This is a genomic window from Ruegeria sp. ANG-R, assembly GCF_000813985.1.
Taxonomy (GTDB): Bacteria; Pseudomonadota; Alphaproteobacteria; order Rhodobacterales; family Rhodobacteraceae; genus Ruegeria.
The window spans coordinates 19,254-39,415 of sequence record NZ_JWLJ01000005.1; the positions used below are offsets into that span (position 1 = coordinate 19,254).

At 58.7% G+C, this 20,162-nt stretch carries 20 protein-coding genes and 1 riboswitch; of the genes, 12 read left to right on the forward strand and 8 right to left on the reverse strand.

Translation table 11 applies throughout. The features are described from left to right. The first annotated feature begins 25 nt into the window (after positions 1 to 25). The 3 genes from RA27_RS13950 (at position 26) to RA27_RS13960 (ending at position 2,639) form a co-directional block, all read left to right on the forward strand. Complete coding sequence (locus tag RA27_RS13950; protein WP_039540140.1) at positions 26 to 1,255, forward strand: methyltransferase; 1,230 nt, start codon at positions 26 to 28, stop codon at positions 1,253 to 1,255. A 16-nt stretch (positions 1,256 to 1,271) separates the two neighbouring features. Continuing rightward, the gene (locus tag RA27_RS13955; protein WP_039540143.1) at positions 1,272 to 2,057 is read left to right on the forward strand and encodes an ion transporter; all 786 of its coding nucleotides are present in this window, start codon (positions 1,272 to 1,274) and stop codon (positions 2,055 to 2,057) included. Positions 2,058 to 2,120: 63 nt separating this feature from the next. Next, entirely contained in the window at positions 2,121 to 2,639 is a 519-nt protein-coding gene (locus tag RA27_RS13960; RefSeq protein WP_039540147.1) for a L,D-transpeptidase family protein, read from the forward strand. Between the two features lie 7 nt (positions 2,640 to 2,646). Here the strand turns inward: RA27_RS13960 and RA27_RS13965 are convergent, their stop codons facing one another. The 7 genes from RA27_RS13965 to cysQ form a co-directional block, all read right to left on the reverse strand. Continuing rightward, positions 2,647 to 4,080: a nodulation protein NodH gene (locus RA27_RS13965; protein WP_039540152.1), complete on the reverse strand. Its 1,434-nt coding sequence runs from the start codon at positions 4,078 to 4,080 to the stop codon at positions 2,647 to 2,649. A 6-nt stretch (positions 4,081 to 4,086) separates the two neighbouring features. Further along, a complete protein-coding gene (locus RA27_RS13970; RefSeq protein WP_039540155.1) occupies positions 4,087 to 5,787 on the reverse strand; it encodes a beta-1,6-N-acetylglucosaminyltransferase in 1,701 nt (566 codons plus the stop codon). Continuing rightward, positions 5,784 to 6,770: a glycosyltransferase family 2 protein gene (locus tag RA27_RS13975; RefSeq protein ID WP_039540359.1), complete on the reverse strand. Its 987-nt coding sequence runs from the start codon at positions 6,768 to 6,770 to the stop codon at positions 5,784 to 5,786. The genes RA27_RS13970 and RA27_RS13975 overlap by 4 nt, the downstream gene beginning before the upstream one ends. A 147-nt stretch (positions 6,771 to 6,917) precedes the next feature. Next, positions 6,918 to 7,934: a glycosyltransferase family 2 protein gene (locus tag RA27_RS13980; protein WP_052265298.1), complete on the reverse strand. Its 1,017-nt coding sequence runs from the start codon at positions 7,932 to 7,934 to the stop codon at positions 6,918 to 6,920. A 26-nt stretch (positions 7,935 to 7,960) separates the two neighbouring features. Further along, entirely contained in the window at positions 7,961 to 8,944 is a 984-nt protein-coding gene (gene galE / locus RA27_RS13985; RefSeq protein WP_039540160.1) for a UDP-glucose 4-epimerase GalE, read from the reverse strand. Then, the gene (locus RA27_RS13990; RefSeq protein ID WP_039540163.1) at positions 8,941 to 9,741 is read right to left on the reverse strand and encodes a manno-octulosonate cytidylyltransferase; all 801 of its coding nucleotides are present in this window, start codon (positions 9,739 to 9,741) and stop codon (positions 8,941 to 8,943) included. The genes galE and RA27_RS13990 overlap by 4 nt, the downstream gene beginning before the upstream one ends. Next, on the reverse strand, positions 9,741 to 10,538 hold the full coding sequence (gene cysQ, locus RA27_RS13995) for a 3'(2'),5'-bisphosphate nucleotidase CysQ (RefSeq protein ID WP_039540166.1): 798 nt from the start codon (positions 10,536 to 10,538) through the stop codon (positions 9,741 to 9,743). The genes RA27_RS13990 and cysQ overlap by 1 nt, the downstream gene beginning before the upstream one ends. Positions 10,539 to 10,661: 123 nt before the next feature. Here cysQ and RA27_RS14000 point away from each other — a divergent pair, with 123 nt between their 5' ends. Beyond that, the gene (locus RA27_RS14000) at positions 10,662 to 11,483 is read left to right on the forward strand and encodes an ABC transporter permease (RefSeq protein WP_039540169.1); all 822 of its coding nucleotides are present in this window, start codon (positions 10,662 to 10,664) and stop codon (positions 11,481 to 11,483) included. Positions 11,484 to 11,532: 49 nt separating this feature from the next. Here RA27_RS14000 and RA27_RS14005 read toward each other — a convergent pair whose 3' ends face one another. Further along, positions 11,533 to 12,135, reverse strand: a complete 603-nt coding sequence (locus RA27_RS14005) for an alpha-ketoglutarate-dependent dioxygenase AlkB (RefSeq protein ID WP_039540362.1) — start codon at positions 12,133 to 12,135, stop codon at positions 11,533 to 11,535. A gap of 214 nt (positions 12,136 to 12,349) precedes the next feature. On the opposite strand from RA27_RS14005, the gene dnaK reads away from it, so the two are divergent. The 8 genes from dnaK (at position 12,350) to RA27_RS14045 (ending at position 20,158) form a co-directional block, all read left to right on the forward strand. Beyond that, a complete protein-coding gene (gene dnaK / locus RA27_RS14010; protein ID WP_039540172.1) occupies positions 12,350 to 14,257 on the forward strand; it encodes a molecular chaperone DnaK in 1,908 nt (635 codons plus the stop codon). Positions 14,258 to 14,331: 74 nt separating this feature from the next. After that, complete coding sequence (gene dnaJ, locus RA27_RS14015; protein ID WP_039540173.1) at positions 14,332 to 15,483, forward strand: molecular chaperone DnaJ; 1,152 nt, start codon at positions 14,332 to 14,334, stop codon at positions 15,481 to 15,483. Between the two features lie 244 nt (positions 15,484 to 15,727). Beyond that, a riboswitch (TPP riboswitch) is annotated at positions 15,728 to 15,834 on the forward strand. Positions 15,835 to 15,880: 46 nt separating this feature from the next. Beyond that, the gene (gene thiD, locus RA27_RS14020) at positions 15,881 to 16,684 is read left to right on the forward strand and encodes a bifunctional hydroxymethylpyrimidine kinase/phosphomethylpyrimidine kinase (RefSeq protein ID WP_039540175.1); all 804 of its coding nucleotides are present in this window, start codon (positions 15,881 to 15,883) and stop codon (positions 16,682 to 16,684) included. Continuing rightward, positions 16,681 to 17,658 carry an FAD-dependent oxidoreductase gene (locus RA27_RS14025; RefSeq protein WP_039540178.1) on the forward strand — a complete coding sequence of 326 codons (978 nt, stop codon included), beginning with the start codon at positions 16,681 to 16,683 and terminating at the stop codon, positions 17,656 to 17,658. The genes thiD and RA27_RS14025 overlap by 4 nt, the downstream gene beginning before the upstream one ends. Continuing rightward, the gene (gene thiS / locus RA27_RS14030) at positions 17,642 to 17,836 is read left to right on the forward strand and encodes a sulfur carrier protein ThiS (protein WP_039540181.1); all 195 of its coding nucleotides are present in this window, start codon (positions 17,642 to 17,644) and stop codon (positions 17,834 to 17,836) included. Before RA27_RS14025 ends, thiS begins: the two co-directional genes overlap by 17 nt. 2 nt (positions 17,837 to 17,838) lie before the next feature. Continuing rightward, positions 17,839 to 18,603: a thiazole synthase gene (locus RA27_RS14035; protein ID WP_039540183.1), complete on the forward strand. Its 765-nt coding sequence runs from the start codon at positions 17,839 to 17,841 to the stop codon at positions 18,601 to 18,603. Continuing rightward, positions 18,600 to 19,196: a thiamine phosphate synthase gene (locus RA27_RS14040; RefSeq protein WP_039540186.1), complete on the forward strand. Its 597-nt coding sequence runs from the start codon at positions 18,600 to 18,602 to the stop codon at positions 19,194 to 19,196. The genes RA27_RS14035 and RA27_RS14040 overlap by 4 nt, the downstream gene beginning before the upstream one ends. Next, positions 19,193 to 20,158: a HesA/MoeB/ThiF family protein gene (locus RA27_RS14045; protein WP_039540189.1), complete on the forward strand. Its 966-nt coding sequence runs from the start codon at positions 19,193 to 19,195 to the stop codon at positions 20,156 to 20,158. The genes RA27_RS14040 and RA27_RS14045 overlap by 4 nt, the downstream gene beginning before the upstream one ends. Positions 20,159 to 20,162 lie beyond the last annotated feature (4 nt).

Below are 20,162 nucleotides of genomic sequence, written 5' to 3' on the forward strand. Positions count from 1 at the left end.
CTCGAACCCTCGCTATCAGGCCCCTATGACGCAGCACTACACCATAATTCGCCTGGGCCATCAGGGCGACGGCATCGCCGATGGGCCGATCTATGCGCCACGCACCCTGCCGGGTGAGGTGGTCAGCGGCATCCTGCTGGGGCAATTCCTGAGCGATATCCGCGTCGAGACGCCTTCGGATCAGCGGGTCAAAGCCCCATGTCGTCATTACAAAGCCTGCGGTGGTTGCCAATTGCAGCACGCCGCCGATGAGTTTGTGGCCGATTGGAAAGTCGCGGTGGTGCGCAACGCGCTGGCCGCGCAGGGGCTCGATGCCCCGATGCGGCCAATTCACACCTCTCCTGAGCGATCCCGCCGCCGTGCTACCATCGCTGTGCGCCGCACCAAGAAAAGCACGTTGGCTGGGTTCCATGGCCGTGCTTCGGATACGATTACCGAGATCCCTGATTGTCATCTGCTGCATCCGGCCCTGATTAACGCTATTCCAGTAGCCGAGGCTTTGGCCCTGCTGGGTGGCAGCCGCAAAGGTGTGCTGGCCGTGACGCTGACCCTGTCTGAAGGTGGTCTGGATGTAGCGGTCAAAGGGGGCAAGCCGCTGGATGGCCCATTGGAACTGGCGCTGGCGCAAGCGACCGAACATCACGGGCTTGCGAGGCTCAGTTGGGATGACGAAGTGATCGCCATGCGCGAGCCGCCGGTTCAACACTTTGGAACAGCCGGCGTTGTCCCGCCACCCGGAGCGTTTCTGCAGGCGACGAAAGACGGAGAACAGGCTCTGTTAAAGGCTGTTTCCGAAGCAACGCATGGTGCAAAGCGGGTCGTCGACCTGTTCGCAGGATGCGGAACGTTCTCGTTGCCGCTGGCGCAGACCGCCGAAGTACACGCGGTTGAAGGCGAGGCCGCAATGACCAGGGCGCTCGATCTGGGCTGGCGCAAGGCGCAAGGTCTGAAACAGGTCACGACCGAGGCGCGGGACCTGTTCCGCCGTCCGTTGATGCCCGATGAACTGAGCAAGTTCGACACCGTGGTCCTCGATCCGCCCCGCGCCGGGGCCGAGGCGCAAGCGGCCGAACTGGCGCAGGCCAAATGCCCGATCGTCGCCTATGTCTCATGCAATCCGGTCACGTTCGCCCGGGACGCAAAAATGCTGGTCGACGCCGGTTATACCCTTGAATGGGTGCAGGTGGTTGACCAATTTCGATGGTCGTCACACACCGAACTGGCCGCCCGTTTCATACTGAACCCAAAACCCTGACACGAGGACCATCCGCATGGGGACCACCCAACGCCTGCTGACCATCATCGAAGCCCCGGCTTTCGGGCGGTTCATCACGGCTGTGATCATTTTCAATGCGATTCTGCTGGGGATGGAAACCTCGCCCACTCTGATGGAGGCGATGGGTCCGCTGATCGTAACGCTCGACGGCCTCTGCCTTGCGATCTTTGTGGCCGAGATCACGATGAAACTGATCGCAACCGGGCGCAGGTTCTTTACGAGCGGGTGGAACGTCTTCGATTTCATCATTGTGGGTATCGCACTGGTGCCCGGCGGTGCGGGTCTGTCGGTGTTGCGGGCTCTGCGTATCCTGCGGGTATTGCGGGTCATTTCGGTTGCCCCGCGTTTGCGTCGCGTGGTCGAGGGCTTCATCTCGGCTCTGCCCGGTATGGCCAGTGTGTTCCTGTTGATGGCGATCCTGTTCTATATCGGCGCGGTGATCTCGACCAAGCTGTTCTCGGGTACCTTCCCTGACTGGTTTGGCGATCTGGGGCTCTCGGCCTATACGCTGTTCCAGATCATGACGCTGGAAAGCTGGTCGATGGGTATCGTCCGCCCGGTGATGGAAGTTTATCCCTACGCTTGGCTGTTCTTTGTACCCTTTATCATGGTCACCACGTTTGCGGTGGTGAACCTGCTGGTCGGTCTGATCGTGAACTCGATGCAGGACGCGCATCATGCCGAGGATGAGGTAAAAACCGACGCCTATCGGGACGAGGTGCTGGAGCGTCTGGAAGCCATCGAACAACGCCTGATCGAACAGGCGAACATCAAAAAGTGATTTAAGTTTTGCGCAATTCTGGCATAATAACCGCCAATAATAAGAGCAGCAGGCAGTAAAAACATGGATCGTCGAGCATTTGGATTGGGGGCGGCGGCTACACTGAGCCTTTCGGCATGTGCCTCAGCCAAACCCAGATTTCTTTCTTACCGCGGACCCGAGGTGACGTCATTGGTCATCAACAAGGGCGCACGTAAGATGTATCTTCTTCATAACGAACAAATTCTGCGTGAATATGATGTTGATCTTGGCTTTGCACCCAATGGCACGAAGACCAAAAAAGGCGATGGTCGCACGCCCGAAGGTACCTATCTGATCGACCGCCGCAATCCCCGCAGCCGGTATCACCTGTCGCTGGGCATCTCGTATCCCAACTCGGAAGATCGGGCGAAAGCCAAGGCGGCTGGCGTTGATCCGGGGGGCGATATCTTCATTCATGGTCAGCCCAACCTTCGATCCGAGTTCAAGCGCGCGAAAAAGACGCCGGATTGGACGGCGGGGTGCATAGCGGTCAAGAATGATGAGATCGAAGAGATCTATGCGATGGTGAACGAAGGAACCGTGATTACACTACGCCCCTGAGCGCAGGTCAGAGCGGTTTCCAATCACCAAACCCGAACACCGTATAATCGCGCAGGTAAGCTTCGGTTGCCAGCGCTTCCAGCTGTGCGTCGTAAATCTGGTCGAGCGAAAATGGCGCATCTGGCCGTGCTTTGACCGGCTTTGGCGGTGTCTTGTGGCCTACCTTACGGGCAAGTTCGGGCAGGGCCGATGCCATCTCATCCTCGCGCAGGATCAGGTCGGGCATGGTGAAACTGGCCATCCCTTCCAGTGTTTGCGCTTGGCCGCACCATTCTCCATCGACGCGGATCGGCGTCTGGCCTGCCAGAATACTGCGCAGCATCCCCAGAAATGCCGAAAACGCCTCATAATGCTGATCAAGGGTATAGCTGGCCAAATCACCTTTGGTTGGAAGTGGCACTTTGTACCGCCTGCTCAGCATGTTGCGGATGCTCACATAGGCGCCGGGGCCGGTGTGCAGGATACGATCGCAGAACACCGCATGTGCACGCGCCAGCGGGTGGCGCAATACCGTGAACTTGCGGTGTCCGGGATGGGATTGCATCCATTGCCGAGTTTGTTTCTGGTTGCGGTCCGCGATCAGGTCCTCTTTCGTGACCCGGTCCAGATCGGCAAGCCACTGCGCCACCTCAGTTTCGGGGCCGCCGCGTACGGGAAGGTACATCAGCGGCGTCTTTGCCGCGCCGACATAGCGGGATACCGCCGGTCCCCGCCGGGGCTCGAGATTCGGAATGTGGTGCAGCCTGAACCTGTCGTAATGTGACAGCGCCTGTTCCATTTCGCCCGGGTTGGTCACTTTCGACAGGGCCGGGGCGGGATTCTGACGCTTGAGGTGTTGGTTTAACGCCTCAAGTCGCGAGGTGATGCCCAACCAGGCGGCAAGACCATTCAGTACCTCAAGATCATTCAGATCGTCATAGTCCAGATAGAATGGCGTTTGCCCGGTTTTTTGAAGGTGCTTTAGAATGGTCTGCTGGAACGCTTGTCGTTGATCAAGCTGATCGGCGAATTCTTCGGCGTTGAACGTGATCTCAGCCTCGCGCCGTTGCTTGATGTTCACCAACCTCCACTGCTTTGTTTCCAATGCAATCTTCCACGAGATGTAGCTGTCGAGCGGGTTGCGCATCAGGATGATCTTGGCGCAGCGCGGATCGTCAAGCGCAGGGGCGAGCGCGCGTGCGTCATGGTCGCTGAAGAAGCGAAAGCCGTTCATCTCACCCGGTGCGTTTCGGATCGCGTCCATCAGCGCCAGCGGGTCACGTTCGCGATCTTCCAGAGTAAAGCCCAGAACCTCATCCAGTTTTGGCAGCCCGACGAAATAGGGGTTATACGCCTCACCATGGCAGGTGACGCCGTCCAGCGTGTTCAGTTGCGATTCAAGCAGGTTTGATCCCGTGCGCATGTCGGCCAGAACGATGAAGTAATCGAAGCGGCGGGTCATATTGCGTTACTGCACCAGATAAGGCTTCTTGAACGATTTCGCCTGCGCGCCGAACACGTCATTCACCGGAAAATCCCCCATCAGATAAGGATGCATCCCCTGATTTTTGAGGTTCTGCAAGAATTTTCCGAACCCGGACAGATCAATCATCGTGGGTGGTTCGGTCAGGTGGGTAGGCTGGGGGGCACCCATGTCCTCGAGGATGGTTTGCAGCGGTTCGATAGGCGATTCCACAAAATCCGCCATCGTCCAGATATGGATTCGAGCTTTTGCGCGCGCGGCATCCAGAAGCCTGAGCTGTTTGCTCTCGATTTGCTGCAAACGGGCTGCTTCGCACCGGATATCGGCAAAGTTCAGGTTCGAGCGGAACAGCGGAACCGCCCAGGCCCCGCTGATGATCGCGATCTGCGCATTCTGATCCCGCGCCAGGAATTCATTGATTTTCTGGGTGTCGGATGGTCCGAACTGAAAACACTGACGCTCTCCCCGCGTGTTCCAGATGACATTCGACAGAAAGGCCGACGGGTTATAGTCACGCAGAGCGGCGCAATCGCTGAGTGCGCCATTTATCATTGTTTCATTCCCGGCGAATTGCGCCCGCTCCGGATGGAACAGATGCCCATGCACCCGCGCCCCGGTGGCGTTTGCAAGCCAGGGTTCGAAATCCTCGAACAGTTCGGTAAACCCCTGAAACACGGAATAGGGGAATGCGGTCAGGCTGCGTTCGTTGGCCGCGCGGGGGAAACGGCTTTGCATATACAGCCCGTCCCGCCCGTAAACGCGCCGCTCGACAGCTTTGGAGAACACGCGGTCGATCTTGCCGGGGTTGGGTTCGGCCGGGGTTAACGCGCTGTCCTGATCGGTCAGAAAAGCCTGATATAAACGCTCCGCCCGGTGCCAGACCTTGCGTGCCACAAAACAGTCGGACCGGCGCAGCAGTTGCAGGTGATCGTCGTAGAACATATGCGGACGGCCCTGATAGTCGAACTTTGACAGGGTCAGTGACCGGCTTTCGATATGGGTGGAATAAAGCCGCGCCAACGTCTGGAAATAACTCTCATCCGGAATCCAGACATGGCGGAAATAGCGATCATACTCTTTGCGCTTGGGGTCCTGAAGGATTGCGGACAGGGTTTGTCGCGTCAGGCACCACCATTGGCTGCCCATATGGGGCACAAGACCATCCGGGATCGTCCGACGCAGCCCCAGAGTACGCTGCAGACGCACATGAAAATCAAACAGTTTTCGCTGTTTGCGCCAGGAGAACGGGAATCGCAGGGTAAAACGCTCCAGATCCAGACCGCCGATGGTCCAGCTTACATCCCGCGTGGTTGCGCTTTCGATGAAATCGACCCGGGGCCGATCGGCCAGATAGTCGATCAGATCTGCAATCGGGCGCAACGGTAAGCACGCGCCCGAAGAGAGGTAGACATGCCGGACGTCCTCAAACCGCTCAAGCATAAGGGCGGCGGCGGATTGCGATGCGGCGACGATACCCCACCCGCCCCATTCACAGACGTGCCGTTCAGAAAACAGGATCAGCGGATCATCGGCACAGGCGGCGACGAAATCGGAATAGTCCGGATCGCCCACCTTGCGATCCACATGAATCACCACCGGGCAACCCGAGGCGGTCCAGTGTCGCGCCACCTGCTCAACCCGGTCCAGCGCGGTGTGCACCAGCATCACGACGCCCAGACTGTTCATGCCCAGTTCCCTTTTGACATCAGGCCGAGGATTTCAAGCTGTCGCCAGTTGATGTATTTCTCGGACCACTTGTTCCAGAAAACCGGTTTGTCGTCCAATTGGCTGGCGTAAGCCTTATATTCGCCCGATGCACCATAGTGCTGCTGTCGCCGCAGTTCTTCCCGCGCCTTATCCCCCAGCGTGTCAATCAGTTTTGCGTGCAGCAGCGCTCCGCTGGTTTTCTCGCCGCCCTGTTCCTCGTAGACCTGATTGAGCCCGCGCGGGAGCAGCGCGTGAGTCGAACTGACATAGGCGTAACGGCGGTGCCATTTCACCAGAGGTATCTTGTTCAGTGCAGGGGCTTTCGAGGGCTTGTCCTGAAAGAATGCCCGCGCCCGCGCGCCGCCCTGAATCCAAAGGTTTCCATAGGTCGGATTGCGCGTGATCATGTAATTTCCGGCATCGAACCAGGGCGCGATCTCAAAGGGGTTCTGACCTTCATGGTAGGGCGCATCTTCGATCACGCCTTCGGGATACATGTCGATCAGCATGGTTCCAAAACTGCGCACGCCGGTGTCGTCCAGCCAGTCGGTCAGGGCGCTGATTGGACGGGTGTCGCAGAAAGGGTAGATAAAGAACTCATCGGGGTCGACGGTCAGAACCCAGTGTTTATGAGCGTGGCGGCGCAGAAGGTAATTCGACCAATCCAGACCAAAGGTCGACCGTTTATAACTTGCATCGGTCCACCACAGCGAAACGTCGGGCTGGCTGCTCAGGTATTCGCGTGTGCCGTCATCACTGTCGTTATCCACGAACAGGAAGTGGTTGATGCCGAGCTTACGGTAGTACTCTAAGAAATAGGGCAGGCGGATTTTCTCGTTCCGCACCACGCTCATCAACAGGATATCGTTTGGTTTGATGTTGGCGGTATTGTCGTCCACCGCTTTCAGATCGCGCCGTCTGCGCAAACATCGCAAAAGACGGCGCTTGCGCCGCAATCTCATGCGATAGGAATCCAAAAGGCTCACGCAGCTGCCCAACCTTTTTTGATACGCGCGTCTGCCCGGGGCCGCCTGAGGCCTGAGTGGAGCCGGACTATTACCGTTTTATGACATTTACACAGCTTGCGAAGCAACGGGTTTAAATCCGGTTTACTTCCCCGCTGTGGCCTGAAATCCGCCCGCGTTCATCAAGCCCAGATCCTGCAATTGCCGCCAATCGCGCAGTTCAGCAGACCTGGGTGTCCAAAGATCGGGTCCGCCGATGATTCCGTCATAATACGCGCCGAACTGATCGGGATCGTGAAAATGCTGACGCCTTTGCTTTTCGATCTGCGATTTTTCGACAACCTCCGGCAGGAATTTCGTGTGAAGCAATACGCCTGACGGGGCCTGACCTCCGGGCCCGTCATACGCGAAGTTCAGCGATCGAGGCAGGGCGGAGTGGCAGGAGTTCACATAAGCATAATGCCGTGCCCAGCGTACCAGAGGGATTTTGTTGAGCGTCGGGGATCTTTCGGGCCGGTCCGAAAAGAACATCCGCTCGCGCACCCCGCCCTGTACCCACAGGTTGCCCATCGGGGTCTGGCGTAGAGCGCGGTAAGGGCTGGGATCAAACCAGCGCAGAACTTCGGTTGGATCGGATTGCGGATCATAGCTCTGCGCGCCCAACGGCCCTTTGGGATAGAGATCCAGCATCAGCGCGCCAAACGCCGCCTGCCCATGCACGTCCAGCCACGCGGTCAAATCGTGTAGCGAGCGCCTGTCATGGTGGGCATAGATCAGCAGTTCGTCGGTATCGACCATCAGCGTCCAATGCCCGTGACCGTATTTCCACTGCAACCATGTCAGCCAATCCAGCCCAAAACGCGATGCGCGATAGCTTTCTGTGGTCCGCCACAGCGACACATCGGGTTGATCCTGCAAATAGGCGACCGACCCGTCATCGCTGCCGTTATCCACCATCAGAAAGTGATCGACACCCAGCCTGCGATAATGGTGAAAGAACCACGGCAAACGGGTGATTTCGTTTCGCAGAGTGGTGAAGGCGAGGATTGCCCCCGGCGCAATCCGTTGTGTCTGGTCGGAGAGCCCGGTCAACTGACGACGGCTGCGGAAGGAACGCCACAAAAGCCGCTTGCGTTTCAGACGCAACTTGTAACGCTGCATCCAGTTCAGCGGCGGTTCACCCCGGTTCACTTTTTGTAGCTGCCATTCTGGTGCCAGCGCCAGGCATCGGTGATCATTGTCTCTAACGTTGATCTTTTCGGCGTCCAACCGAGTTCTTCTTCGGCGCGGACGGAACCTGAAACTAGCCGGGTGCAATCCCCGGCCCGGCGGGGGCCGATGTTGTAAGGAACCGCTCGGTTGGTAACGGCTTTCGAATGCTCGATCACCTCCATCACAGAAAACCCCGATCCGGTGCCCAGATTGAACACACGGGAGCCTTTGCCCTGCTCCAGCCAGTTCAGACCCAGAATATGCGCATCAACCAGATCGCAGACATGGACGTAGTCGCGGATGCAGGTGCCGTCGGGCGTGTCGTAATCGGTGCCGAACACCGTCAACCCGTCGCGCTTGCCGTCAATCGCGTCCAGCATCAACGGCACCAGATGGGTTTCTGGTTGATGGAACTCGCCCACCTGCGCCTCAGGATCGGCACCGGCCACGTTGAAATAGCGGAAGATGACATGGTTCAGCCCATGAGCGGCCTCGAAGTCGCGCAGGATATCCTCGATCGCGCGTTTTGAGGCGCCATAGGCATTCAGAGGATGCTGCGCCGTGCTTTCGTCCAACACGACATTGTCGTGTTCACCATATGTGGCGCAGGTCGAGGAGAAGACGAAATCAAGGCATCCGGCGTCCACTGCAGCCTGAATCAGCGTCAATGATCCGGTCACATTGTTCGACCAGTATCTGCCGGGCTCCGCCATCGCCTCGCCCACCTGGCTGAGGGCGGCGAAATGCATCACGGCGGCGGGTTGGTACTTGGCAAAAACCTCGTCCAACCGACCCTTGTTGAGCAGGTCGCCCTGCTCAAACGGGCCGAATTTCACGGCATCTTGCCAGCCCGTGACCAGATTATCGTAAGTTACCGGCGTATAACCCGCCTGTGCCAGCGCCTTGCAGGCATGTGAACCGATATATCCGGCGCCACCTGTAACCAGAATATGGGTCATTCAAGCCCCATGGCGGTCATCATCTCTTCGATCTTGGCGACGTCTTGCGGGTTGTTCAGCTCCCAGAACTGCCGACCCTTGGCTTCGACTTCGACGCACAGAACCTTGCGTCCATTTTCCATAAAGCGCAGCTGCTCGAGCCCTTCCAGCGTTTCCAGCGGGCCACTTGGCCAGGACGGATAGGCGTCAAGCGCATCGGGGCGATAGGCGTAGACGCCGACATGGTGAAAGACCGGGGTCGGATCGGTGCTGGCATAGGTCTCGGCGGTAAACGGGATCACTTCTTTCGAGAAGTAGAGCGCGCTGTGATCGTTGCCGAACACGGCTGTCGTCCCCCCAACTCGACCATGTTTACGATCGTTCAGCAACCCGTTCAGCGCGTCGCCATCACAGCGCAGCACCGGGGTGGCCACGCCTGCGTCGGGCGCCGCACGTAATCCGCTGATCAGGTCTTCGATAAACCAATGCGGCGTCAACGGCGCATCACCCTGCAGATTAACGACGATGTCATAGCCGCTGTCCAGCACCGCATGGGCCTCGGCGCAGCGTTCGGTACCATTCCGGCAGGTTTCCGAGGTCATCACAACCTCGGCCCCGAACCCCTCAGATACTTCACGAATGCGGTCATCATCGGTGGCCACGACCACCCGGTCGACACCCGCAACGGAAATCGCGGCGCGCCACGAACGCTCGATCAGGGTCATGCTGGTGCCATTGGCGCCTGTCAACGGGACCAGAGGTTTGCCGGGATAACGGGTCGAGGCGTAACGGGCGGGGATAGCGATCAGAACGGACATCAGGCTTCCTTCAGGTCTACGCCCGGAGCATAGGCGATGAAAAACGGGTTGGCATAGCCATCCTTGCCATAAACCAGCGGCGAATGGTCATCGAAGCGCACCACATGGCCGCCTGCGCCTGCCAGAATCGCATGACCCGCGGCGGTGTCCCATTCCATGGTGCGGCCCACGCGGGGATAGAGGTCGGCCTCACCCGTTGCCACCAGACAGAACTTCAGCGACGATCCGGCACTTTTGCTGTCGCGCACCTGATATTTGCTGATGTAATCCTCGGTTGCCTGATCACGATGCGACTTGGAAGCAACGATCATCAGCGCCGAATTGTCGGGATTAGAGACTGATATCGGAGTTACATGACCCGGCTGATCCTTGTTCAGAGCACCGGTTTCCTCAACCGCTTGCCCGTCGGCCTGCGTATAGAACACCCTGCCCCGCGCAGGTGCGTACACCACGCCTCGGGTTGGTACGCCGTTCTCGACCAGCGCGATGTTCACCGTAAAGTCGCCGCGACGGTTGATGAATTCTTTTGTACCGTCCAAAGGATCAACGATCAGGAATGTCTCGCCTTTTTCCGAATGCGAGGCCGCCTGTTCCTCGGTCACCAGCAGGATATCGGGAAAGGCTTCGCGCAATCCGGCTGAGATCAGCGCGTCTGCAGCCTCGTCCGCTTCGGTCACCGGGCTGGAATCGGATTTGACTTTGACGTCGAAGTCATCGGCCTCATAGATCTGCATGATCTTGTCGCCTGCCTGAAGGGCCAGCCGTCGGATGACGGGGATGAGGGCGTCATAGGTCACAAAAAAGCTCCGTTCCTGTGATTTGTTGATCAGGGTCGTTCACGGACTTATGATGCGGTGGATACGGAACAGCAAGAATTTCGTGCCAGATTGAGGGCGACAAGAGCAGGAAAGAGTGGTCGAGTGTTTCACTACAAGCGAAATCAGACATTGCTGGGCGGGGCCTTTACCACCGCAGAGCTGATATTCCATGCGGTTGTGCGCAATATCCGATCACAGCATTCTAATGCGGTCATGGCGATTCTGATCAATATTGTTCAGCTTGTTGTTGTCGCCGGGGCGTTCTACCTCATCCTCTCTTTCATGGGTACCCGGATTGCCAAGATACGGGGAGAGTTCATTCTGTTCCTGCTCTCAGGTGTTTTTCTGTTCATGACAAATATCAAATCGGCCACGTCCATCGCGGGTGTCGGCGATGGCAACAACCCGATGACCCTGCATTCGCCGATGACCATGATGGTGATGCTTGCCGCTGCGGCCTTTGGTACGTTTTATACACAACTCATCTCGATCCTTGTGATCCTTTTTGTCTACAGCGTTGCCGTCTCACCGCTTGAGATTCAGGACCCCGGCGGAGCCTTCGCGATGCTTGTGCTGGCCTGGTTCACGGGGTGTTCGGTGGGTCTGGTGTTGTTGGCGCTCAAACCCTGGTTTCCCAGCACGGTTGCGATTCTGACCAATGTGTATCGCCGCATGAACATGGTGTTTTCGGGAAAGATGTTTGTCGCCAACGCTCTGGGTGGTTTCATGCTGACTATGTTTGCCTGGAATCCTCTGTTTCACATCATCGACCAGTGCCGCGGCTTCGTGTTCCGCAATTATTTTCCGCGCAACACCAGCTGGGAATACGCGCTTTGGGTGGGGATTGTTCTGACCATGATCGGCTTGCTGGGTGAGTTCTATACCCGCAAGCAGGTCTCAAAAAGCTGGGATGCCCGCCGCTGATCCATGCCGGGCGCGAAATTTGGTTCGGAACCGGTTTTCGGATTGCGCTTTACGTTGCCACCCGCAGGGTCAGGTTGATGCGTCCGCCTTTTGGCAACAGCCGGGACGAGCCGAACCGGATACGATCCACCCCATGATAGGCCAGCCGTGCCGGACCGCCCATAACTACGACATCACCCGAATTCAGCCAGATCGACTCGGTCTTGCCCCCCCGCGTGGTGTTGCCGATGCGGAACAGCGCATCATCGCCCAGCGAGATTGAAAGGACGGGCCACGAGAAATCAGCCTCGTCCTTGTCCTGATGCAGACCCATCTTTGTGCCCTCGCCGTAGTAGTTGATCAGGCAGCAATCGGGCTGATGTTCCGCGTCGGTCAGGTCTTGCCAGATCGTCAAAATCTCATCCGGAATCGCGGGCCAGGCCATACCTTTTGGGTGAGTGTCCTGATACCGATACCCCGCCCGGTCCGTGACCCAGCCCAGCGTCCCGGCCGAAGTCATGCGCACCGACATTTCCTTGCCGGATGGAGTCACGGGTCGATACAGCGGCGCGGCTTTCAGAATCGGCCGCAGCAGATCAATCAGACCGGTCTGCGCCGCCGTATTCAAATAGCCTTTGCGGATATCGAATCCGCGCAAAAGCAGCCGCGCCATAACAGAATCCCCAAACCTTGCCAGAACCTTGCCAAAAAAGGCCACAAATTCCCGAAAACCTGCGTTTCTGACCGCTTGCAGGCCCCAGTTTGCGCCCTTATATACGCCTCGACGCGCGATGGTGTAGTGCTGTCGCGCACATCAGATCGGGGCCGGGATGCCGTAACGGGTTCAGGCCTCGGGACATCGCCTTAAATTGAAAGGGATCAAAATTATGGGAAAAGTAATCGGGATTGACCTCGGTACCACCAACTCGTGTGTGGCCATCATGGACGGCTCGCAGCCGAAGGTCATCGAAAACGCCGAAGGGGCGCGGACCACGCCCTCGATCGTCGCCTTCACCGAAGATGAGCGACTGGTCGGTCAGCCTGCAAAACGTCAGGCGGTCACCAACCCCGACAACACGATTTTTGGCGTCAAGCGCTTGATCGGTCGTCGCGTGGATGATGCCGAAGTCGAAAAAGATAAGAAAATGGTGCCGTATGCCATCGTCGATGGCGGCAATGGCGACGCGTGGGTTGAAGCCCGCGGTGAAAAGTACTCCCCAAGCCAGATCTCGGCCTTCACTCTGGGCAAGATGAAGGAAACTGCCGAGAGCTATCTGGGTGAGGACGTCACGCAAGCAGTCATCACCGTTCCGGCATACTTCAACGACGCCCAGCGTCAGGCCACCAAAGACGCCGGTAAAATCGCTGGTCTGGAAGTGCTGCGGATCATCAACGAACCGACCGCCGCCGCGCTGGCCTATGGTCTGGACAAAGAAGAAACCCAAACCATCGCGGTCTATGACCTTGGTGGCGGTACTTTCGACGTGACCATTCTGGAAATCGACGACGGCCTGTTCGAGGTTAAGTCGACCAACGGCGACACCTTCCTGGGTGGTGAAGACTTTGACATGCGCATCGTCAACTACCTGGCGGATGAGTTCAAAAAGGAGCACGGCGTCGATCTGTCTGCCGACAAGATGGCCCTGCAGCGTCTGAAAGAAGCCGCTGAGAAAGCCAAGATCGAACTGTCTTCGACTTCGCAGACCGAGATTAACCAGCCGTTCATCTCGATGGGTTCGAACGGTCAGCCGTTGCACATGGTCATGAAACTGACCCGTGCCAAGCTGGAATCGCTGGTCGGTGACCTGATCAAGAAGTCGATGAAGCCCTGTCAGGCTGCTCTGAAAGACGCGGGCCTGTCGGCGGGCGACGTCGACGAGGTTGTTCTGGTCGGTGGTATGACCCGGATGCCGAAAGTGATCGAAGAGGTCACCAAGTTCTTCGGTAAAGAGCCGCACAAGGGTGTGAACCCGGACGAAGTTGTTGCCATGGGTGCCGCCATTCAGGCCGGTGTTCTGCAGGGTGATGTCAAAGACGTAGTCCTGCTGGACGTAACGCCTCTGTCGCTGGGGATCGAGACGCTGGGTGGCGTGTTCACCCGCCTGATCGACCGCAACACCACGATCCCGACCAAAAAGTCTCAGGTCTTCTCGACCGCCGAGGACAACCAGAACGCCGTGACCATCCGCTGTTTCCAGGGTGAGCGCGAAATGGCTGCGGACAACAAGATCCTGGGTCAGTTCAACCTCGAAGAAATCCCGCCTGCGCCGCGCGGAATGCCTCAGATCGAGGTGACTTTTGACATCGACGCCAACGGCATTGTCTCGGTTTCGGCCAAAGACAAAGGCACCGGCAAAGAGCAGAAGATCACGATTCAGGCATCGGGCGGTCTATCGGACGAAGATATCGACAAGATGGTCAAGGATGCCGAGGAAAACGCCGAGGCAGACAAGGCCCGCAAAGAGCTGGTGGAAGCCAAGAACCAGGCCGAAAGCCTTGTTCACGCGACCGAGAAATCGATCGAGGAACATGGCGACAAGGTCGACCCGTCGACCGTCGAAGCGATCGAACTGGCTGTTGCCGCGCTCAAGGATGAGCTGGAAACGGACAATGCCGACAAGATCAAGTCGGGCATCCAGAACGTGACCGAAGCGGCCATGAAACTGGGTGAGGCGATCTATAAGGCACAAGCGGAAGAGGGTGAAGATGAGCCTGCCGCCGCAGATGCCGCGCCGGGTGACGATGACATTGTCGACGCCGAGTTCGAAGATCTGGACGACGACAAGCGTAACTAACGGGTAACCGGGCCAATTTGGGCCGGTCCGGTTGCCGGGCCGGCCCGATTACGTTGAGGCAGAAGGAAATACTGATGTCCAAACGCGACTATTACGAAGTGCTCGGCGTGTCCAAGGGCGCTTCAGCGGATGAAATCAAGAAAGGCTTTCGCTCGAAAGCCAAGCAGCTGCATCCCGATCGCAACAAGGACAATCCTGACGCCGAAGCGCAGTTCAAGGAGGCCAACGAGGCCTATGACGTTCTGCGCGATGCCGACAAAAAAGCCGCTTATGACCGCTTTGGCCATGCCGCGTTTGAGAATGGAATGGGCGGCGGCGGGCGTCCCGGTGGTGGTTTTGGCGGGCAGGGCGATTTCTCCAGCGCGTTTTCGGACGTGTTCGATGACCTGTTCGGTGATTTCATGGGCGGCCAGCGTGGGGCAGGCGGCGGACGCCGCGCCGCACGTGGTTCAGACCTGCGCTATAACCTGCGGGTCACGCTGGAAGAGGCTTATGCTGGCCTGCAGAAAACCATCAATGTTCCTACTGCGGTCGCGTGTTCTTCTTGCGATGGGACGGGCGCCGAAGGTGGCGTAGAACCAACCAGCTGCCCGACCTGTTCCGGCATGGGCAAGGTTCGCGCGCAGCAAGGCTTCTTCACGGTCGAACGTACCTGCCCGACGTGCTCTGGTCTGGGCCAGATCATCAAGAACCCCTGCAAATCCTGTAATGGCGCCGGGCGGGTCGAAAAGGATCGTGCCCTGTCCGTGAATATTCCGGCAGGCGTCGAAACCGGCACCCGTATCCGGTTGGCGGGCGAAGGTGAGGCCGGTATGCGCGGTGGCCCTCCGGGCGATCTCTATATTTTCGTCGAAGTGTCCGAACACAAATTGTTCGAGCGCGACAGCGTGAATCTCTATTGTCGTGTGCCGGTCAGCATGGCCAAGGCTGCGCTTGGCGGGTCGATAGAGGTGCCCACTATCGATGGCGGTCGCGGCCGCGTCCAGATTCCCGCCGGCAGCCAATCCGGTCGCCAAATGCGCTTGCGCAGCAAGGGAATGCCGGCTCTGCGCGGTGGAGGTGTCGGCGATATGTTCATCGAACTGGCCGTCGAGACTCCGGTCAACCTGACCAGCCGCCAGAAAGAACTGCTGCGCGAGTTTGATGATCTGGGCGAAGACAACCATCCGGAATCGAAAAGCTTTTTCTCGTCTGTAAAGTCTTTTTGGGACGGCATGAAAGGTTAATCAGCCTCTCCTCCGGGCAAGGGGGCTCTGCCTCCGCCGCGGCAAGCCGCGACTCCCCCGGAGTATTTTGGCCAGATGAAGCAGGGACCCGCTCTTCATCTGGCTATAAATATCCCGGAGCGCGAGGCAGAGCCTCGCAAATACCCCCGATCTCGCGGCGCGCTTGGCCTTATTCTATCATTTAGACTGGCCTTAGTTGCCCCTGTTTCCTCCTTGATTTCCAATCCGGCGTCTGAGAATGTCGCCACAACCGTTGGGGTGCCCTGATTGAAGGGCTGAGAGGCGTGGATGCGCTAACCCATCGAACCTGATCCGGGCAATACCGGCGGAGGGAACGGTCTTAAAACACGCCTGGCGTTTTTCCGTGCTCCGTTGCCTAAACAAATGGAGCACGCAGATGGCATATATCGCTTTGACAATTGCCGGATCGGACAGCGGCGGCGGCGCTGGTATCCAGGCTGACCTCAAAGCTATGTCGGCTCTGGGTGTTTACGGCGCAAGTGTCATTACTGCGGTGACGGCCCAGAACACTCACGCCGTGACGGCGGTGCATGGCATTCCGCTGGATGTGGTTGCGGCGCAAATCAATGCAGTTCTGGGGGATCTGGATGTAGACGCCATCAAAATCGGCATGATGGCGACCCCTGAGATCATTCATACGGTGGCGGACGCCATCGCAGATTTCAGCGGTCCGATTGTTCTAGATCCGGTAATGGTGGCCAAATCGGGCGATCCGCTACTTGCTGACGAAGCGGTTCGGACGCTGCGCGATGTGTTGCTGACACGCGCGACGGTTTTGACCCCGAACCTGCCGGAAGCCGCGCGTCTGTTGGATGGGCAGAGTGCGGCGACGGTGGATGATATGATCTCGCAGGGTATCGATCTTTGCGGGATCGGCGCAGAATCGGTGCTGATGAAGGGAGGGCACGGTTCCGGGGATATCTGCCACGACCTTCTGATTGATGCTTCGGGCGTGATTGCCGAGATAAAGGCACCGCGACGGAATACGAAGAACACCCATGGCACTGGCTGCACCTTGTCGTCTTCGATTGCCGCAGGCCTGGCCAAGGGCCTGCCGCTGACGGAAGCCGTTGCGCAGGCGCATGACTATCTGCAAGGGGCTATCGCACAGGCGGACGACCTTGGTATCGGTCAGGGTCATGGGCCCGTGCATCACTTTCATCGGATTTGGCCAGCATGACAATCTGGTCGGTCATAGGGGCTGGCGTGGCTGGTCTGGCAGTGGCCAGCGAATTGACAGCGCGTGGCGAAAAGGTGCAGGTGTTCGACCCCGGTGGTCTGCCGGGCCCCCATGGTTGTTCATGGTGGGCCGGAGGGATGCTTGCGCCGTGGTGTGAGTATGAAAACGCCGAAGAACCGGTGCTTCGCATGGGTCAGACAGCCATTGATTGGTGGGCCGCTCGAACGCAGGTGCACCGCGGCGGTACATTGGTTGTTGCGAACGCCCGGGATGTGCCGGATTTGCGCCGGTTTGCCCGGCGGACCGAAGGCTTTTCCGAAGTCAGTCGCGATGAGATTGCTTTATTAGAGCCTGATTTATCCGCGTTCGGCACGGGTCTCTACTTCCGGTCCGAGGCGCATCTTGATCCGCGCCGGGCCCTTCAGGACCTGTGCCGCCAGCTGCGTAACAAGGGGGTCGAGTTTCACCGCAAACTCGCGCCCAGCCGTCTTGAGAACGCGATCGACTGTCGCGGTTTGCACGCGCGCGATCTGCTCTCTGATTTGCGCGGCGTAAAGGGCGAGATGCTGGTTATCCGCTGCCGCGATGTTTCGCTGACGCGCCCGGTGCGTCTGCTGCACCCGCGGATGCCGCTTTATATCGTGCCGCGTGGTGACGGTATCTACATGCTGGGCGCGACGATGATCGAATCCGAGGACAGCAGCCGCATCACCGCCCGCTCGATGCTGGAATTGCTCAGCGCGGCCTATGCCCTTAACCCTGCCTTCGGTGAGGCCGAGGTTCTGGAGATCGGTGTCGATCTGCGCCCGGCCTTCCCGGACAACCTGCCCCGCATCCGACGATTGGGCCGGACCATCTATGCCAATGGTCTTTACCGGCATGGCTACCTGCTGGCGCCCGCACTGGCACAGGGCGTGGCTGATTTGGCGTTGGAAAACAAACATTCGGAGATGGTCGATGAAGATCGTGCTTAACGGCGCGCCGCGTGAAGTGTGCGCCCAAACCCTGTCAGAATTGCTTGAGGAGTGCGGGTTCTCGGGCCGTGTGGCCACCGCCGTGAACGAAGTTTTCGTGGCCTCAAGTTTGCGCATCTCTCACCGATTGGCAGATGGTGACCGGGTCGAGGTCGTCGCCCCAATGCAGGGGGGCTGAGGATGAAAACCTTCTACGGAACCCGCTTACCCAATCCACTGATGCTGGGCACAGCGCAATATCCCAGCCCTGCCATTCTGGAGCGGGCATTTCGTGAAAGTGGCGCCGGGGTTGCCACGGTCTCGCTGCGGCGTGAGTCCGGTGCCGGGCAAACCTTTTGGCAGATGATCCGCGAATTGGGCGTTTTGATCCTGCCCAACACGGCAGGGTGCCATACGGTGAAGGAAGCCGTGACCACTGCTCACATGGCGCGCGAAGTCTTTGAGACGCCATGGATCAAGCTGGAACTGATCGGCCATACAGACAGTCTGCAACCGGATGTGTTCCAACTGGTCGAGGCTGCGCGCATCCTGACCGAGGATGGGTTTCAGGTTTTTCCTTACACCACCGACGACCTGATCGTCGGCGAACGCCTGCTTGAGGCCGGATGCGAGGTGTTGATGCCTTGGGGCGCACCCATTGGTTCGGGTCGCGGTCTGAACAACGAATACGCCCTGCGGGCGATGCGGGCGGAATTTACTGATGTCCCGCTGGTCATCGACGCGGGGATCGGCCTGCCCAGCCATGCCGCCCATGCGATGGAGCTTGGATATGACGCCGTGCTGCTGAACACCGCCGTGGCTCGCGCCGGAGATCCTCAAATGATGGCTAGGGCCATGGCTCGGGGAATTGAAGCAGGGATGCTGGCTCATCAAGCTGACCCGATCGAGCCGCGAGATATGGCCGAGCCTTCGACCCCGGTGATCGGTAAGGCCTTCCTGTCATGACGCTGGATCGTTTTTATCCGATTTTCGACCATTCTGATTGGTTGCGACGCATGTTGCCCTTGGGAGCCAGGTTGGTGCAGCTGCGGGTAAAGGACCAGCCAGAAGAGGTGGTGCACGAGCAGATTGCAATGTCACGTGATCTCTGTCGGGCACACGGTGCTGTTCTCGTGGTGAATGACTATTGGCAGGACGCAATTGATCTGGGCTGTGACTGGGTTCATCTGGGGCAGGAGGATCTGGACGAAGCAGACCTGAAAGCCATCCGAAAAGCGGGTTTGAAGCTGGGTGTTTCCACCCACGATGATGACGAGCTTGAGCGCGTCCTGACGATGGACCCGGACTATGTCGCGCTGGGCCCTGTCTATCCGACGATCCTGAAAAAGATGAAATGGCATCAGCAGGGCTTGCCGCGCGTTACCGAGTGGAAAGCCCGTGTCGGTGATATTCCACTGGTCGGCGTCGGCGGTATGAGTGTTGAACGCGCGCCGGGTGTGCTGGAAGCGGGGGCCGATATCGTCTCGGTCGTCACGGATATTACCCTGAACCGCGACCCCGAGGCGCGTGTGCGCGCGTGGATTGAGGCCACAAGATGAGCCGATATTCCCGCCAGATGTTACTGCCCGAGGTTGGGGCCGACGGACAAGCGCGCCTGGCGTCGGCGCGCGTGCTGGTGGTGGGTGCCGGTGGGCTGGCTGCTCCGGCTCTGCCCTTGCTGGCTGGTGCCGGGGTCGGGCGAATCACGATAGTGGATGGCGATACGGTCGATCTTTCCAACCTGCATCGCCAGACCTTGTTTGCCGAAGCGGATCGCGGACGGTTCAAAGCAGATGTCGCCGCTGATCGCTGTGGTGCGCTGAACAGTGAAGTCGAGGCCATCGGCCACGCACAGGCTCTGACATCCGAGAATGTGGCCGCATTCGTTGCCCAGGCGGATGTGATCCTCGATTGCGCAGACAGTTATGCGGCGAGTTATATCCTGTCGGACAGTTGTCTGGCCCAAGGCAAGCCCCTGATCAGCGCGTCGGTGCTTGGCCTATCGGGCTATGTTGGCGGCTTCTGCGGTGGTGCCCCATCCTTGCGGGCGTTGTTCCCTGATGCGCCTGACAGTGGTGCCAGCTGCGCCACGGCCGGAGTTCTGGGTCCCGTTGTTGGCGTCACGGGCGCGATGCAGGCGCAGATGGTGCTGAGCCTGCTTCTGGGCATGGGGCCATCGCCTCTGGGCCAGATGGTCCAATATGATGGCGGTACGCTCCGCGGCAGTTCGTTCAGATTTGACGACGCAGCCGAGCCGAACCATTGTTTCCGCTTTCTCTCGGCCAGCCAGCTCACCTCCGACGATCGGATTATCGAACTGCGGGGCGAGGACGAAGCACCGGTCCGAATACACCCGGATGCACAGCGCGTGCCTTTGGACGAACTTCGAAAATCAGAGCCTAACAAAGGAAAACGACTGGCGCTGTGCTGCGCCACCGGGCTGCGCGCCTGGCGCGCAGCCGAACAAATCCAACCAGATTGGCCGGGCGAGATCGTTCTCGTCGCGGCTTCAACCTCGTGAACAG